Source organism: Priestia sp. D51, from assembly GCF_053345675.1.
Genome location: NZ_JBLTIR010000004.1, coordinates 456,991 through 472,284 on the forward strand (window position 1 = coordinate 456,991; position 15,294 = coordinate 472,284).

The window sequence follows — 15,294 nt, forward strand, 5'->3', positions numbered from 1 at the left end:
ATGTGCTGAGCATACAAAGTAGACATAAATACTTTCCTTTCTGGTTATCAGTTGAACGCAGAGCTTTTGAACATGAAGAGACTGCAAAGAGATCCAAATTCCCTTTGCAGTCTTTTCATTCGTTTATTATGAGCGTTATAGAGCAAGACATACTCCAGGTACACAAGACGCTTAAACCTGCTGTTTTTTCCTTCCGTACTGTATCAGAGAAAAATGAAATTATAGTGAAAACATAGAACGATTTATCTACTTCACTAGTTTTTTATGACTATCTTATATAATCATAGGAATATAAAAACAAATAGAAAACTGCCTGCGCTATAATAAGTTGACTTTATAGCTACTAATTAGTTATAAAGCTCATGAAAAGCGACAAATAGTTGCTAAAAACAAGGAGGTTATTTCATGTTAACGAAAAAAACACTTGTCATGCTTTCTACTCTTACGCTTGCAACAACATGCGTAGCATTCAGCACTCCAACTACTGAAGCAGCTACTAAAGATGCCTACTCACAAAAAATTGAAGCTAAAGCAGAAACGAGGCCTACGCTTCGTAAAGGTTCCCACTCTAGCTACGTAAGAGACTTACAGCAAAGCTTAAAGGATGTGAAGTATAACACATCAGTTGATGGCATTTTCGGTACGCGAACGCAAACTGTAGTAAAAGAATTTCAAACCGATCACCGCTTGTCTCCAGATGGTATTGTTGGCCCCTTAACATGGGCAGCTTTAGATGAGAACAAGGTAGAAAGAAAGCAATTTCCTGTCAGCACGGCTATTGCATTCGGTAAAAAAGAACTCGGTGACAACATTGTCTTCAGTACAGACGACCGCTTACGGAAAGATAACAACGATAAAGCTTACTATAGATTCGTAGCAAAAAATAAAGACTGGATGGATCAAGGGGGATCAGGTACCATAGGCTGGTATCATATTTACAAAAGTGGAGATGTGATTGAAGAATCCAATTAAATCTATTTGCAGATAACCGTTCGAAAAAAGCCTTTATAATCACTCTTTTGAGTGATTTACTGCCCGCCTTACAGAATGCTAAAATTTAAAGGAATCATTCCGTAGGTATTTTACTTGAACAAGAACAGCTGCTACTCCCCTTAGCTGTTCTTGTTATTTTTTTAAGTAAACATACAAAAAGCAGCATGTAAACATTCCACACGCTGCTTTTTGCAATTACATGACTACTCTGTGGGTCGAGGTCCTGCTTCTCGTCCTGAGCTTTCTACCGTTAGTATTGGCCGAACGGTGACATCTTCATTTACACGAATTTGGCACGATAAGCGCAAATGATCTTCAATTGAACTTTCTGAGTATGCATTTTTCTCCGCATGTGTTAAATCACAATATTCACCTTCGAGCACTTCTACCCTGCAAGTCGTGCATTTAGCTTTCCCACCGCACCGATGAAGAATATTTATACCGTTGTCTTCGAGTGCCAAGACAAGCTTTTTTCCTTTTGCCACTTCAAAACTGCCGTATCCTAAAACGGTTACTCTTGGCATATATCTCCCTCTTTCCCTCTACTGTATCCAAGCGATTTGAATTACACTCTATGCAGTTTTTTTGTTGCATGCCTAAGTTGCAATCCATTATTTCTACTGATTGCGACGTCTGTTTGTACGTTACAGACCCCTTTTACATGCCTAGATCCAATTAAGAAGACCATCGTTTTGTAATACGGCCACTAAAACGACAAGCCCAAGTATAATAACAGGTATCAGTGCCTTTAAAATTTGGTACTTAGATAATTCTATGCGCTGAGGCTCCTTTAACAAATGACTTTGATTTAACTCAGTATTGCTTTCACTTTCTTTATGATTCATGTTCCTCTGCCTTTCTATTTTTTTATAGTGCGGTTCGTATCTACTTCTGCTGAAATAACAAAACTAGACACAAGGTTTCTTCATAAAAACCATCTTAACCTTTTTAAGAACATGCTATACTAACAATTCTGTTTTAAAATAAGTCTCTATCATATGTTTTAAACAAACAAATTTACCCTATTTCCCTTCTTAATAGCGTTTCTCACATCGCTAAACGCACAAGCAAGGTCGTTATTTATAATCAAAAGTAAAACCCCATAACGAGTCATGGGGTTTTACTTCGTACGTTGATTTTTTGGAATTTTAATTTGTTTAATATCTCCTAGCACATAAATATAAAAAATTAAGCCTAGCAACAATACAATTCCCGCTACCATAAAGCTTAGGTTAAAAGAACCTGTTTTATCTAAAAGGTACCCTGTTAAAGCTGTAGCTATAATTCCTCCAAACAAATTATTAGCTAAATTAACAATAGAACTAAGAAGGGAAATAGAGCCTGCAGGTGCAATTTCTGCAGAAATAGACCAGCCGATTGGTGCGGTTGCAGATATACCTGCCAGTCCAATCGAGATACAAATCATCGCTAAGACGACACTATTAGTGAAAATAGAGCCTAAAAAAACAAACCCTAAGCATAATCCTATAACAATGATGGTGCGATATACTTTTTGACTGTCATAACCTTTTTTTATGAGGTAATCAACAAGCCACCCACCTACTAAAATGCCAGCAAATGTAGCAATTAGCCAAGGTACTGCCGTAAGCAGGCCCGATGACATGATATCCATACCGTATTTTTCTTTTAAAAAAGTTGGCAGCCACGTTAACAGTAAATTAAACGTATATCCATAGCCTGTAAACCCAATCATTAGCCCCCAAACTTTTCGATTCGTAAATAATACTTTCAAGGTATGTAAAAATTTTGATGTTTGCTCATCGTTTGCATTTAGATTATTTTCTTGAATATACTTCAGCTCATCATCTGATATGCGTCTATGCTTTTCTGGCTTTTCGTAATAAAACCAAAACAGCAGCGTAAACAGCACGTTTATAATTCCAATAGATAAAAATGCTGTGCGCCAATCAAATTTGGTGATGAGAAACGCTACAAGAGGCGCGCCAAGTACATTCGAAAATTTGGCCGCTGAATCAAACAAAGAATTTGGTAAGCTTCTTTCATTTGGAGGAAACCATAGCGACGTAGCTTTTGATGCTGCCGGAAATGCAGAAGCACTCATTATTCCTATTAAAAATCGGACAATATAGAGAAGAAGTTTTCCTTGCAAAAAAGCCATCGACATCGTTAATAAACTCCAAATCACCATACCGACTCTTGTCACCCATGCTACTCCGAACCGATCAAGCAAGCTTCCCGCAGGTATTTGCATAATCGTATAAGAATACGTATAAATAGAAAAGACGATTCCAAGCTCTGTTCCCGTTAAGTGAAATGCATCTTGTATTGCAGGAGCGGCCACTGACACCGCTACACGATCAAAATAGTTTAAAATAATCATACTGCTTAACAAAGATGAAATGAACCATCGTGTGCGTCCTGTTCGCTTTACTGTATGTTCACTCATAGCTAGCTCCTTTCATCAGTAGTTTGTTCGTTTTATTACCGTAGCATTCTACTTAATACCGCAGCTAGAAGACACTACATAAAACCTACGCTCACCATACCCATAAAAAATACTTTTGTCCAGCTTTTTTCTCGCTAACAGTCTATTTTGCTGAAAGCTCATCTTCCGTTACCCACTTATGATTTTTCACTTTCTCTCCGCCTGTAGTCGGCGTGTAGTCTACCATATATACCGTTGTTTTTTCGGCTGAATCAATCGTTGCTTTTGCCCCTTTCATACCTTTCATATGATCTGCTTCAAGCGTCACTTCGCTGCCTGGCTTTAACTGCTCGTTACCCGCATCTTTTATTTCTTCTTGAATAACCCACTTATGATTTTTTACTTTTTCCCCGCCAGTCTTTGGCGTATACGAAACGGTATAGGCCGTAGTATCGTAAGCACCAACAATCGTTGCTTCAGCCCCGTTCATGCCTTTCATATGATCAGCTTTCATAACGGCTTTATCTCCAACTTTATATGTTGGATTCTCAGCTTGCTTTAATCCTTTTGGAACCTCTCCTGAACTAGAGTGATTCATCTCTGAGTGATCGTGCATGGATTCATTTTTGTCAGCTGAAGGTTTTTCATGACTAGAATCGTTTCCGCATCCGCTTAGTCCAATAATGACAGATGCACCAAGAATAAATAGCTGTTTTTTCATGACAGTCCCTCTTTTCCACCTAATAAATTTTAAAATAAAAATCCTTTAATCCTTAGAAACAACTTATCTTTGCATACTCTTCTTCTTTTCTTTATTGTAGCCAGACTTTGTGCAGATTTTGTGAAGATGAAGGTAATTAGGTACGAAAATTTCCTATGCCTAAAAAAGGCCTTCGTATGAAACACTTACCACTAGGAAAAAGTATAAAAATAAAAGGAGGAAAGAAACATGCTAAAAATACGCTTTGCTCTATCCTCACTCTTACTTGTAGTTAGCTTGGTGATGGGAGCCCCCTTTGCTTCCGCACAGTCCACGCTCTCACCTAGCGTACAAAAGATAGAAGTAACGTCCATTAAAATGAAAACACTCAAAACGTTTATCGATGAACAAGATATGAATACATTCACCAATAGTATAAAAAAGGCTGAGCGCATGAAACTTCTCTTAGATGAAGAGTCTGCTGGGAGCATCGATTGCAAAATGACTATTACCTATGGAGATGGTTCTAGCCGTCATTATTTCATTTGGATTATGGATGATGGACGTGATGTGTTAATTGCTCAGCAAAAGCATCCAGAAGACCTTCATCTTAAAGGATATGAATTGAATCAAAAAAATTCCTTGCACCTGACAAAGCTGCTAAAGAATATTCTTTAGCAGCTTTGTTTTACATCACTTTCACCGAAAATGGCTTGGTGACCCAAATATTTTTTAGTTTATATTTCCCACACAGCATATACTGCTATAACGGCAAGCACGTACAAAATAGCTGAGAGGATCCACTTTTTCATACCTTATAGCCTCACTCTCTGCAATCGCAGTGCATTTAATACAACCGATACGGAACTAAAAGCCATCGCGGCACCAGCAACCCAAGGAGCTAACAGCCCAACTGCTGCAATTGGAATACCGAGCGTGTTATAACCCATCGCCCAGAATAGATTTTGCTTGATATTAGAAATCGTTTTTCTACTCATTTCAATCGCATCTGCAATGCTCATCAAGTCTCCTCGCATCAGCGTAATATCAGCGGCTTCCATCGCTACATCCGTTCCTGTTCCGATGGCCATTCCAATATCAGCTAACGCAAGTGCAGGAGCATCGTTAATACCGTCTCCTACCATTGCGACTTTTTTACCTTGCTGCTGAAGCTTTTTCACTTCTTCTGCTTTGCCTTCTGGCAACACTTCTGCTATAACGTGCTCAATACCCGCTTGCATCGCAATAGCCTGAGCTGTTTGACGATTATCTCCGGTAATCATCATCACTTCTAAGCCCATCTCTTTTAACCTAGAAACTGCTTCTTTAGAAGTCTCTTTAATAGTGTCTGCAACAGCAAGCATGCCGGCATATTTTCCGTCAAGAGCAACGAGCATGGCCGTTTTTCCTTCTCGTTCTAAATTTGTCATTTCTTCTAAAGCTGCATCAATATTCACTTTATGTTGGTTCATAAGCTTTCTTGTTCCTACTAACAGCTCTCGTTCTTGTACAGTTGCCCTTACTCCATGCCCTGGAATCGCTTCAAAAGATAACGGATCTTGAATTTCTATACCTTTATTCTTTATACCTGCTACGAGTGCTTGAGCTAGAGGATGCTCTGATAAACGCTCAGCCGATGCGACTAACTGCAATAGCTCATTTTCTTCGTAGCCCTGTGCAATACGTACATCGGTTAGCTCAGGCGTTCCATTTGTAACAGTTCCCGTTTTATCTAAAAGAATTGTATCGATTTTATGCGTCGCTTCTAAATGCTCGCCGCCTTTAAACAAAATACCAAATTCTGCTGCGCGGCCCGACCCCGCCATAATGGAAGTTGGAGTAGCTAAACCTAATGCGCATGGACATGCAATCACTAATACGGCAATAAGCTTTTCTAAAGCCGGTGCAAATTCGCCAGGCACAATCCAAATGTACCAGACAAAGAACGTAAGAAGAGCAATTCCAACCACAATTGGCACGAATATACCTGAAATATAATCAGCTAATCTCTGAATAGGGGCTTTAGACCCCTGCGCTTCTTCTACTACTTTAATAATTTGCGCAAGCGCCGTCTCTTTTCCAACGTTTGTAGCTTTTATTTTTAGAAAACCATTTTTATTGAGTGTGGCTCCAATTACTTTATCTCCAATACTTTTATCTACCGGTACGCTTTCCCCTGTCAGCATGGACTCATCTAAAGCCGATTGTCCTTTAATAATCTCTCCGTCTACAGGTACTTTTTCACCGGGTTTAATAAAAATAACTTCGCCTTTTTGCACTTCTTCCACTGGAATTTCAATTTCCGCTCCGTCTCTTACTACAACGGCCGTTTTAGCTTGTAAACCCATCATCTTTTTAATTGCTTCTGAAGAACGGCCTTTGGCATTGGCTTCAAATAATTTCCCTAAAAGAATCAGCGTAATTAATATAGCACTCGTTTCATAGTAAAGCTGAGTAGTATGAGCAGATGAGCCAAGCGATTTAAGAGAAGAGTATAAACTATAGAAATAAGCTGCGCTTGTACCTAGTGCTACTAAAACATCCATGTTGGCACTTTTGTTACGAAGAGCTTTAAATGCGCCTATATAAAATTGCTTACCTACGACGAATTGAACAGGCGTAGCTAAAGCGAGCTGAACCCACGGATTCATCAGCATATGAGGCAAAGGAATAAACGACGTAAACGTAAAATGACTAACCATTGCCCATAATAACGGTACGCTTAAAATAAATGAAAACCAAAACTTCCCTTTTTGTTTACTCAGTTCTTTTTCTCTGTAGCTTTGCTCTTCTTCTTTTTCTTCTGACTTTAGCTTGGCTCCGTATCCAAGCTTTTCAACTCGCTGCGTTATGTCTTGCGGATCTATTTGAGAAGGGCTGTATTCAACAGAAGCCGTTTCTAAAGCAAGGTTAACACTTGCCTTTGTCACGCCTTCTAATTTGTTTAACCCTTTTTCAATCCGAGTCGAACAAGCGGCGCACGTCATGCCCGTAATAGCAAATTCGGCTTTTTCACTTACAACTCCGTACCCAAGCTTTTCGATTTTTTCTTCAAAGGCCTGTGGACTTGTTTTAGACGGATCAAATATGATAGTAGATCTTTCCAAAGCCAAATTCACATTTGCTTCTTTTACACCTTCTATTTTTTTTAACCCTTTTTCAATCCGGTTAGAACACGCTGCACATGTCATACCCGTAATTTGCAAGGTGGCTTCTTTTTGTTTGTCACTCACCGTGTTTCGCCTCCTGTCACATACCTACAAGGGGTATATTTTTCTCCTAAATCAAGCGTGCGAAGGTATTCGCACGCGATGCTGTTTATGCTACGTCATAACCTTGGTCATCAATAGCTTCTTTAATATCTTCGACCGTTACTTGACTTGGATCAAATGCAACCGTTACTTTTGCATCTTCTAAGCTTACTTCTACGCTTTTAACGCCATTAAGTTCTCCTACGCCGCCTTCAACAGCTTTGACACAATGACCGCAAGACATTCCTTGTACTGATAATGTTACGTTTTCCATTTCTAGCATCTCCTTTATTTCATTAATCGTTTAATGGTTGTTAATAATTCATCCACTACTTCTTCATCACCAGCTTGCACACGTTCTACAATGCAATGCTTCAAGTGACCTTCAAGCAAAATTTTACTTACACTATTCAAAGCAGACTGCGCAGCTGCGATTTGAGTAATCACGTCGTCACAATACGTATCTTTTTCAATTAATCCTTTAATTCCTCGAATTTGTCCTTCAATTCGATTTAATCGGCTTGTCAGGTTTTTTTTCACTTCTGGAGAATGGTGACTTTTTCTTTCACTATTTATCGTACAACATTTTTCTTCACTATTCATGTGATTCGCTTCGACCATCTAACATCCTCCCTTCATAACTTCATGATACTATACCCCCCTACCCTATGTAAAGCGAAAAGCTGGCTTCTGCTTACTTTATCTTTTCACCAATTTCAGTAGCTATGCTCATATCATTTTCAACTAACATCAACCCACTTATAGCCTATTCCCCATACGGTTTGCAAGTATTCGTCTACGGGAAAGCCCGCTTTTCTAAGCTTATCCCGAACATTTCGCACATGAGAGTCAATAGTACGGTCTCCAATCTCCGCCTCATATCCCCACACTAACACAAGCAAGTCGTCTCGGCTGAACACACGATTTAAATGCTGAAGAAGTAACCCCACCAATTCAAACTCTTTAGGCGTTACTTGAATCTGCTGATCTTTATATTGTAATACGTGATTTTCCTTGCTCCATACTAACCCTTTGTAGGTGATTTCATGTTTTTCCTTTAACGAACGTCTAAGAACCGCACCGATGCGTGCAACCAATTCTTCTTCGCTAAACGGTTTGGTAATATAGTCGTCTGCCCCTATATTTAATCCTTTTACTACATCTAACGTTTGACTGCGAGCTGTGAGCATAATGACCGGTAGATCAGACATTTTTCTTACTTTTTGACAAATCTCCCACCCATCTTCGCTTGGCATCATAATATCTAATAACATCAAATCTGCTTTGTTACCTTCATAAAGATAGCGCAGCGCTTCTGTGCCTTTTTCAAATTTTATACATGTAAATCCGTTTGGCAGCAGATAAAGTTCTAGTAAATCCAGCATCCTTGCTTCATCATCTACTAATAAAATAGTTGCCATCCTATCCATCCTCTCTTAATACAATCTCTACAGTCGTTCCTTTTCCCGTCTCGCTTGTGATTGTTATTTCTCCTCCATGAGCTTCTACAATCTCCTTTACAATTGATAAGCCTAATCCGTAGCCTCCGCTTTTTCTCGAGCGGGATTTTTCCACTCGATACAGCTTGTCAAATACGTAAGGTAGATCTTTTTCTGGAATGCCTATTCCTTGATCTTTAATAGTTATTGTCAATGATTCAGCTGATTTTTTTACACTTAAATCAATTTTAGTCCCTTCTTTTGAATAGTTCATTGCGTTATCAAGTAAATTGATAATCACTTGCTGAAATCTTTCAGGATCTAGTGAAACGTAAAGACCTTGAGGGCAGCTTATCTCCAGCTCCAGCTCCTTTTCTTTTAAAGCTAAATGAAAATGCGCGCATACGGTGTGCAAATACGTAGCTAGCTCTACTTTTTGTTTTTGAATAAAAAATGTATGCTGATCCAGCTGAGCCAGCTGAAACAAATCTTTGACTAACTGTGAAATTCTTCCTGCTTCTTCTTCCACAATAGCAAGATACTTATCACGTTCTTGCGGTGTATTAGAAGGCCTTCTTGCTACGTCTGCATAGCCCTTTAAATACATCAAAGGCGTTTGAAGTTCATGTGAAATGCTGCTTAAAAATTCATTTCTCTCTTTTCGTAACCGCTGCAGCTCATTCGCTAACGACTGAATGGACATTCCTAATTGTCCGAGTTCATCTCTTGAATGAGCGCCAAGTTTCACAGACAAATCTCCTTGACTCAGCTTCTCAGTTGCTTTTTTCATTTTGATTAAAGGAGCGGTTATAAATTTAGACAGAGCAAAAATAGTCACAATGGAAAATAAAACGGACACAGCTCCCGCTACGTAAAAATGATGCTGTAGTCTCGCAATCATTTCGTGAATATCCTTTGTGTTTTTGAACATATAAACCGTTCCGAACTGTTGATGGCCTTCTTTAATAGGTGATGCCGTGGCGATATAAGGTTTGCTTTTCCAGTCGCCTTGCATAATTTCACCTTTATATGTAAAAGACTTTCCTTTCCATTTCTCTACTGCTTTTCTTGCACCTTGAATTAAAGGTCTAGACGAACTGATAATTTCCCCTGTTTTATCCGTTATGATAACATCAGTTTCTGCTTCTGATTCCATCAGTGCAACATGGTTAAGCGTAGCAGAATCATGATGCTTCTCTAATACTTCCCGGTGACTGTTTCCTCTTAAACGCAAGCTTTGCAGCTCCTCTGAAATTCGTGTATTGGCAAGACCGCTATATAAATAGAAAAAGAGAGCGGCTTCAATTAGTAAAATGAACATTAAAAACAAGAGTCCAAGCTTAATAGAAATACGATTCATTTATTCACATCCCTTGCTTTCATTATAAAAGTAATAAATGAAGAAACTGTGCAGAATAAAACATACCTAATTAAATAACGATTATTCTTTGACATTTTACCACGGGTATCTGACAGCTTAGCGTATGAAGTAAGTTTATCATACAGCAAATTTCGAACTTACGAAGCGTACAGCAATACATAATCCAAAAGCAAAAAGAAATTGAGACCTAACAAAATCACTCTAATCTAAAGACGAACAAATTGGATAAGGGAGCTAGTATAAATTACTGGTCACACCGCAGTTGATTTTCGTGCAAGACTTCGCTTTCCCCGCAGGAGTCTTCGTCTTACCCTCCAATCAACTGCTAGAAGCAACTATATACATGAAACCTACGTTCACCATACCAATAAAAAAATCCAAACGAGTTGGATTCTTCATCAAGAATCTCGATTCATCGTTCGGATTTTTCTTTAACTAAACTACTTTTACCCCAGCCTCTTTTTATTTAACAATAATAACAGGACATTCTGCAGATTGAGCAACTTCGTGACTTACACTTCCTAGAAAGGTCTCTTTAACAAAGCCCTTTCCTCGGCTTCCTATCACAATGACGTCTTGTTGATTGTCACGTGCGTATTCAATAATTTTCTTTGAAGCGGTGCCTTCTACACCGTATGCCTCATATGGAATACCTGATTGAGTTAAATGATTGTGAGCTTCAGATAAAATATCGCGGTTTTCTTCTTCTATCAGTGCGTCCAAGTCAACGCTAAAAACAGGCTGCTGCAAGTGAATTCTTTCCTTAATATGTACAATTGTCAGCTTATTAGCATTTACGCTTTCAGCTAGTTTACTTGCATGTTGAAGAGCACGAATAGAAGGTGCGGAACCATCAAAGGCGACTAAGATTTTGTTATACATATCAAGAACCCTCTCTCTTTTTGTTCTTTCATGATGTATTACCATCTAGATGCTGTAGATGATAAAGCAACAAATAATAAAGTAAGAGACTTCTTGATTTTTGCTTTATCATCCATACTATACTTTTACCGCTTTCAGAAAAAACAAAACATTTATCCGTTTTTTCCCATATAAAAAGCCTTTGCTCACTAGAAGCAAAGGCTGATTGTTTATGTTGGTAGGTTATTTAACAAACTTCTTTTAACTCTTCAGTTAAACGTAAAAAAGTTTCTTTATCTCTTTTTTCTAAAGACTGATCGATTTGCAGTAAAAGCTGTGCTTTTTTAAAGTCACGAAGAGATTTGTTTAGCACTAGTTGAGCTGCTGTCGCGTCTGATACTTTTACTTCTTCTCGTGTCATTTTGCGGGACGTATAGTTTTCCATTACAAGTCAACTCCTCATCCTTTTCGCTATTATATAAGAAATCATATAATTATTCAAATATTTTTTCTTATTTTTCATTTTAAATTTTACCCCCAAAAACCGAGATTAAGACATAGCGAAATCAATTCAATCTAAAGACAAACAAATTGGATACATGAGCTGAACCGCTTGTGACACCGCTGTTGATTTCCGTGCAAGCGCTAGAAGCATCTACCCACATAAACGAAACCTACGTTCATCACAATAATAAAAAAATCCGAACGAGTTGGATCCTTTATCAAGAATCTCGATTCATCGTTCGGATTTTCTTTCCACTAAAATAATTTTGTCTCAGCCTCTTGTTATCACAACCACTCTGGGCGTGAAGAACCTCGAGGAACGAGAACCGTCTTATATTCCCCTGGAGTTTCCGACATTTCAATTTGTTCTGTAAGCCCTTGGTACAATCCTAAAGGTGTTTGGGCTGTAAAGAGATCCGGTGCAATGTACTCATGCTTCTCTGACGAACCAGCTGTTTGATGAGCATATGTTTTATCATAGATGCCCATTGATAAGATCCATAAAGATACGCGATCTAATGATACACGCACGCGGTAGCTGCCTCCTTCTTTTGCTCTTCTTTCTAGTGCCATTAAAGCACCAACTTCAAGCAGCCAAGAAACCGCATAATCATTTACCACTACAATAGGAGGCAGCTTAGGATTTTCTGGCGATCCTTCTAACGCCATGACTCCCGTTACGCTTCCCGCTGTTTGGTCAAATCCATTTCTTTTTGCCCACTCTCCTTGCGTTCCGTGCAGGTTAACGGTGCAGTGGATGATTCCAGGTTTTAATTTTGCACACTCTTCAGCTGTTAGACCGTATCTCTCTAGGAATCCGTAGCGACGGTTCCCAAAAAAGATATCGGCTTCTTTTAGAAGATCAACCATTTTTTCTTTTCCTTCTTTTTCACCGATATCCAGCGTTGAAGAGCGCATACCGACATTAGACGTAGCGTAAATCGTATCATGCTCCCAATCCGTTGGCTTCCAAATATTTAAGACGTCCGCACCGTGTAAAGCGAGAGCTCTACCAAATCCGGCTCCTGCAATAACGTGACCAAGCCCTAATGCTCGAATACCGTCTAGCGGCGTTTTAGGGTTCTTGGAAAAAGGAATTGGCTCACTTTCTCCAATCTTTTCAATTTCAATCAAAGGAAGCTGCGCTACTTCTTCATACACGGACTCATTCATAAACTCTTCAATTGTCCGCACAACAGGCATAATAACTCCTCGCTCCGCTGCAGCTTTTTCCAATTCTTCTGCATTCCATCCGCGAATCGCTTTTGCCACTGCATCAGGGTCTTCTATACAATTTAATAGCTTGAGCGTTTCATGCTTAGAGCGTGGATACGGATTCAGCGGCATTACCCATTTGCCATCTTTTGTTTGATAAAAGCGAAAGCCTAATGGATTATAAGGATCATTTGCTTTACTCGGTGCGTACCCATTAAGCTTTTCCCATTTTTTATCGTAAAAAGGTGATAATCTTCGAATCGCTTTTCGTAAATCCATATGAATATCTTGACCTTTTCCTCCGCGTATTCTCCAAATTTTTGAGACAGCTACTGACTTAGCAACCAGTGCAATAGCTGCTGCTGAGGCAAGTCGCAGCGTACTAGGAACAATTGGATCTTCTCCGTAAAATGTAATGTTTCCTCCACTGTCTTTTGCTGATAAGCCGACTCCTTGAAGCACATTTTCCAGCTCTTGATAGATATCAAAATCACTATTATCCGTTAAACGATTTTCATTTGCTTTCACAATAGATTTTGTTAGCTGACCTTTCGTAATGTTGCTCATGTGTAGTCCCTTCTTTCCTCGTATAATTACCTCATTATGTCCCTGCTTGCTGAAGTTATGCCCTCATCGAGTTAAATCAAAACACTTTAAATATAACCTTTACGTTAACGTTAATATTATCTTAAAACGAATTTATCATATATCACTTGGGCGAACAAATAATTTGTTTCATAAACAAACAAAAGCGTTTTATGTTTTTGTACATAAAACGCTTTTTTCCTATTTTATATTTTCTTTTTCGAACTACTTTTCGATTGGTTTTTTTAATGCATGTAAATTTTCTTCTGCAGAAAGCATGACCTGGTTCATAATATCTTCCGCATCTTTAATGGCTTGGTTATAAAAGTGAGGACCTATATGTTCTTTAATAAACTCCAATACATTTTCCGCTGCAAATTCACTGATTTCTTCATCTCGTTCGTTATAAAAAAAACGTTTGAATTTCATTCAGCATTTTATCTTTGTCTTCTTTTGAAAAATTAATAAACATAAACAAAACTCCTCTTTACATTGATATCTGTCTACCTGACATCATAGCAAGAGGAGCTGAGAAAATGCAGTCTTTTTTTCTTGTGATTTTTGTGTACAATGCTTGTGTTGATTTGAATTAGCTAGACACTTTCATAGCCGGTTTTTCTTTTATGCGGCTTGAGCGTTTTTTCATATCCTGTAAAATCTCTAAATATCTCTTTTCCGTCAACTCATATTTTACGAGTGGGACAAGTGATAACAAGCAAAGAATACCCGGAATAATCGTAAAGATTAAAGCAATCCAAATGAGCGTGCTGTGTGACTGAATTTGATTTGGCACGTACCCTACTGCTGAAAGGATGTACCCACCTACTGCTCCACCCACTGCTGAAGCGACCTTTGTTTTGAAAATATTCGTAGAAAACACCATTCCTTCTGCTCGGTTCCCCGTTTTCCATTCGCCGTATTCTACACAGTCAGCGAGCATAGATGTTTGAGCAATGTTACTAACCCCACCGCCAAAAGAAGCTAAAAAGCTTAAAATCATCACTGGCATAACGTGGAAACCCGTTGCAAACATTGTAAGAGTGGCTACAGCATTTAGGGCAATTCCCCCTATTGCTGCACGTTTCTTTCCAAATTTATTTGAAATGAAAGGAGACGCGATCGCTCCTACAATTTGTGCTGTAAAAAATAAGGTTAAATAAAGAGACGCGATATTCTCTGCATTTAAATTGTATTTAAAATAGTAAATAGAAAACGTAGTTCGAATTGTTAAAATCGTTTCAACTAAAAGCATTGAGAAAATTAGGTAGCGCAACGGTTTATTTTGAATAAATAAGTTCCAAACTGCTTTTGGCGTCTGCTTTTCCTGTCTTTTTACGGTATAGTTTTCTTTTACTCCTGAAAATGTAATAATCATTGTAATCATTAAGATACACGCATAAATAAGACTAAGCATAAACCAGTTTCCAAAATAATGAGCTAGTGGAAGAGTTAATAAACTAGCAAATAAAGACCCTACTGCTGCAATGGTTCTAGGAAAAGCCACAACTTTGTTTCGTTCTTTTACATCTTGTGTAATCGTTGCTGAAAGCGACCAATAAGGAATATCCATGATAGCAAAGCTTGTTCCCCACGCGATATAAGTGATATAAGCATAAATTAATTTTCCTGTGTGAGAAAGATCCGGACTAATAAAACACGCGACTGTAGCAACAGCTGCAAAAAATCCGCCTATTAAAAGATATGGCCTAAACTTACCAAATCTCGTTTCTGTATTATCAACAATCATTCCGATAATAATATCCGCAATCCCATCCCATATCCTAGCAATAAGAAATAAAGTTCCTACGGCTGCAGCGTTTAATCCTACACTATCCGTATAAAAAATCATTAAATATGTACTTGTTAATGCATAAATAATATTGTTTCCAAAACTCCCCATTCCGTATGATAATACGGTTTTGAGAGAAACTTTTGACTGTACCCCCATGTTCATGTAA

The 15,294-nt window shown here is 38.4% G+C and carries 15 protein-coding genes; 2 read left to right on the plus strand and 13 right to left on the minus strand.

What is annotated here, in order from left to right; translation table 11 throughout:
• Positions 1 to 405 precede the first annotated feature (405 nt).
• Positions 406 to 972 (plus strand): peptidoglycan-binding domain-containing protein, encoded by a 567-nt coding sequence (locus ACNHOZ_RS19100; protein ID WP_048021339.1) that lies wholly within the window; start codon positions 406 to 408, stop codon positions 970 to 972.
• A gap of 224 nt (positions 973 to 1,196) precedes the next feature.
• On the opposite strand, the gene ACNHOZ_RS19105 is transcribed toward ACNHOZ_RS19100, so the two are convergent.
• From ACNHOZ_RS19105 to ACNHOZ_RS19115, 3 genes are all read right to left on the minus strand, one after another.
• Positions 1,197 to 1,517: a 2Fe-2S iron-sulfur cluster-binding protein gene (locus ACNHOZ_RS19105; protein WP_048021341.1), complete on the minus strand. Its 321-nt coding sequence runs from the start codon at positions 1,515 to 1,517 to the stop codon at positions 1,197 to 1,199.
• Positions 1,518 to 2,113: 596 nt separating this feature from the next.
• Positions 2,114 to 3,421: an MFS transporter gene (locus ACNHOZ_RS19110; protein ID WP_034264501.1), complete on the minus strand. Its 1,308-nt coding sequence runs from the start codon at positions 3,419 to 3,421 to the stop codon at positions 2,114 to 2,116.
• Between the two features lie 142 nt (positions 3,422 to 3,563).
• Entirely contained in the window at positions 3,564 to 4,121 is a 558-nt protein-coding gene (locus ACNHOZ_RS19115) for a YdhK family protein (protein WP_047751138.1), read from the minus strand.
• 228 nt (positions 4,122 to 4,349) lie between these two features.
• On the opposite strand from ACNHOZ_RS19115, the gene ACNHOZ_RS19120 reads away from it, so the two are divergent.
• Positions 4,350 to 4,778 carry a hypothetical protein gene (locus tag ACNHOZ_RS19120; RefSeq protein WP_028413685.1) on the plus strand — a complete coding sequence of 143 codons (429 nt, stop codon included), beginning with the start codon at positions 4,350 to 4,352 and terminating at the stop codon, positions 4,776 to 4,778.
• 137 nt (positions 4,779 to 4,915) lie between these two features.
• Here ACNHOZ_RS19120 and ACNHOZ_RS19125 read toward each other — a convergent pair whose 3' ends face one another.
• From ACNHOZ_RS19125 to ACNHOZ_RS19170, 10 genes are all read right to left on the minus strand, one after another.
• Complete coding sequence (locus ACNHOZ_RS19125) at positions 4,916 to 7,333, minus strand: heavy metal translocating P-type ATPase (RefSeq protein WP_255900515.1); 2,418 nt, start codon at positions 7,331 to 7,333, stop codon at positions 4,916 to 4,918.
• A gap of 85 nt (positions 7,334 to 7,418) precedes the next feature.
• Positions 7,419 to 7,625 (minus strand): copper chaperone CopZ, encoded by a 207-nt coding sequence (gene copZ, locus ACNHOZ_RS19130; RefSeq protein ID WP_013082796.1) that lies wholly within the window; start codon positions 7,623 to 7,625, stop codon positions 7,419 to 7,421.
• 14 nt (positions 7,626 to 7,639) lie between these two features.
• Complete coding sequence (locus ACNHOZ_RS19135; RefSeq protein ID WP_014460516.1) at positions 7,640 to 7,972, minus strand: metal-sensitive transcriptional regulator; 333 nt, start codon at positions 7,970 to 7,972, stop codon at positions 7,640 to 7,642.
• A gap of 119 nt (positions 7,973 to 8,091) precedes the next feature.
• On the minus strand, positions 8,092 to 8,772 hold the full coding sequence (locus tag ACNHOZ_RS19140) for a response regulator transcription factor (protein ID WP_047751141.1): 681 nt from the start codon (positions 8,770 to 8,772) through the stop codon (positions 8,092 to 8,094).
• Position 8,773: 1 nt separating this feature from the next.
• Positions 8,774 to 10,150: a sensor histidine kinase gene (locus ACNHOZ_RS19145; protein WP_255900510.1), complete on the minus strand. Its 1,377-nt coding sequence runs from the start codon at positions 10,148 to 10,150 to the stop codon at positions 8,774 to 8,776.
• Between the two features lie 483 nt (positions 10,151 to 10,633).
• Positions 10,634 to 11,053 (minus strand): universal stress protein, encoded by a 420-nt coding sequence (locus ACNHOZ_RS19150; protein ID WP_028413689.1) that lies wholly within the window; start codon positions 11,051 to 11,053, stop codon positions 10,634 to 10,636.
• A 226-nt stretch (positions 11,054 to 11,279) separates the two neighbouring features.
• On the minus strand, positions 11,280 to 11,477 hold the full coding sequence (locus tag ACNHOZ_RS19155; protein ID WP_013082792.1) for an IDEAL domain-containing protein: 198 nt from the start codon (positions 11,475 to 11,477) through the stop codon (positions 11,280 to 11,282).
• 344 nt (positions 11,478 to 11,821) lie between these two features.
• The gene (locus tag ACNHOZ_RS19160; RefSeq protein WP_255900507.1) at positions 11,822 to 13,318 is read right to left on the minus strand and encodes a CoA transferase; all 1,497 of its coding nucleotides are present in this window, start codon (positions 13,316 to 13,318) and stop codon (positions 11,822 to 11,824) included.
• A gap of 243 nt (positions 13,319 to 13,561) precedes the next feature.
• Complete coding sequence (locus ACNHOZ_RS19165; RefSeq protein ID WP_255900504.1) at positions 13,562 to 13,765, minus strand: DUF2164 domain-containing protein; 204 nt, start codon at positions 13,763 to 13,765, stop codon at positions 13,562 to 13,564.
• Positions 13,766 to 13,925: 160 nt separating this feature from the next.
• Entirely contained in the window at positions 13,926 to 15,290 is a 1,365-nt protein-coding gene (locus ACNHOZ_RS19170; protein ID WP_033578731.1) for a glycoside-pentoside-hexuronide (GPH):cation symporter, read from the minus strand.
• Positions 15,291 to 15,294 lie beyond the last annotated feature (4 nt).

What these genes read in the sequence shown, in the direction of transcription:
- ACNHOZ_RS19100 (WP_048021339.1), top strand. Translation starts at nt 406, where the DNA reads ATGTTAACGAAAAAAACACTTGTCATGCTTTCTACTCTTACGCTTGCA.
- ACNHOZ_RS19105 (WP_048021341.1), bottom strand. Translation starts at nt 1,517, where the DNA reads ATGCCAAGAGTAACCGTTTTAGGATACGGCAGTTTTGAAGTGGCAAAA.
- ACNHOZ_RS19110 (WP_034264501.1), bottom strand. Translation starts at nt 3,421, where the DNA reads ATGAGTGAACATACAGTAAAGCGAACAGGACGCACACGATGGTTCATT.
- ACNHOZ_RS19115 (WP_047751138.1), bottom strand. Translation starts at nt 4,121, where the DNA reads ATGAAAAAACAGCTATTTATTCTTGGTGCATCTGTCATTATTGGACTA.
- ACNHOZ_RS19120 (WP_028413685.1), top strand. Translation starts at nt 4,350, where the DNA reads ATGCTAAAAATACGCTTTGCTCTATCCTCACTCTTACTTGTAGTTAGC.
- copZ (WP_013082796.1), bottom strand. Translation starts at nt 7,625, where the DNA reads ATGGAAAACGTAACATTATCAGTACAAGGAATGTCTTGCGGTCATTGT.
- ACNHOZ_RS19135 (WP_014460516.1), bottom strand. Translation starts at nt 7,972, where the DNA reads ATGGTCGAAGCGAATCACATGAATAGTGAAGAAAAATGTTGTACGATA.
- ACNHOZ_RS19140 (WP_047751141.1), bottom strand. Translation starts at nt 8,772, where the DNA reads ATGGCAACTATTTTATTAGTAGATGATGAAGCAAGGATGCTGGATTTA.
- ACNHOZ_RS19145 (WP_255900510.1), bottom strand. Translation starts at nt 10,150, where the DNA reads ATGAATCGTATTTCTATTAAGCTTGGACTCTTGTTTTTAATGTTCATT.
- ACNHOZ_RS19150 (WP_028413689.1), bottom strand. Translation starts at nt 11,053, where the DNA reads ATGTATAACAAAATCTTAGTCGCCTTTGATGGTTCCGCACCTTCTATT.
- ACNHOZ_RS19155 (WP_013082792.1), bottom strand. Translation starts at nt 11,477, where the DNA reads ATGGAAAACTATACGTCCCGCAAAATGACACGAGAAGAAGTAAAAGTA.
- ACNHOZ_RS19160 (WP_255900507.1), bottom strand. Translation starts at nt 13,318, where the DNA reads ATGAGCAACATTACGAAAGGTCAGCTAACAAAATCTATTGTGAAAGCA.
- ACNHOZ_RS19165 (WP_255900504.1), bottom strand. Translation starts at nt 13,765, where the DNA reads ATGAAATTCAAACGTTTTTTTTATAACGAACGAGATGAAGAAATCAGT.
- ACNHOZ_RS19170 (WP_033578731.1), bottom strand. Translation starts at nt 15,290, where the DNA reads ATGAACATGGGGGTACAGTCAAAAGTTTCTCTCAAAACCGTATTATCA.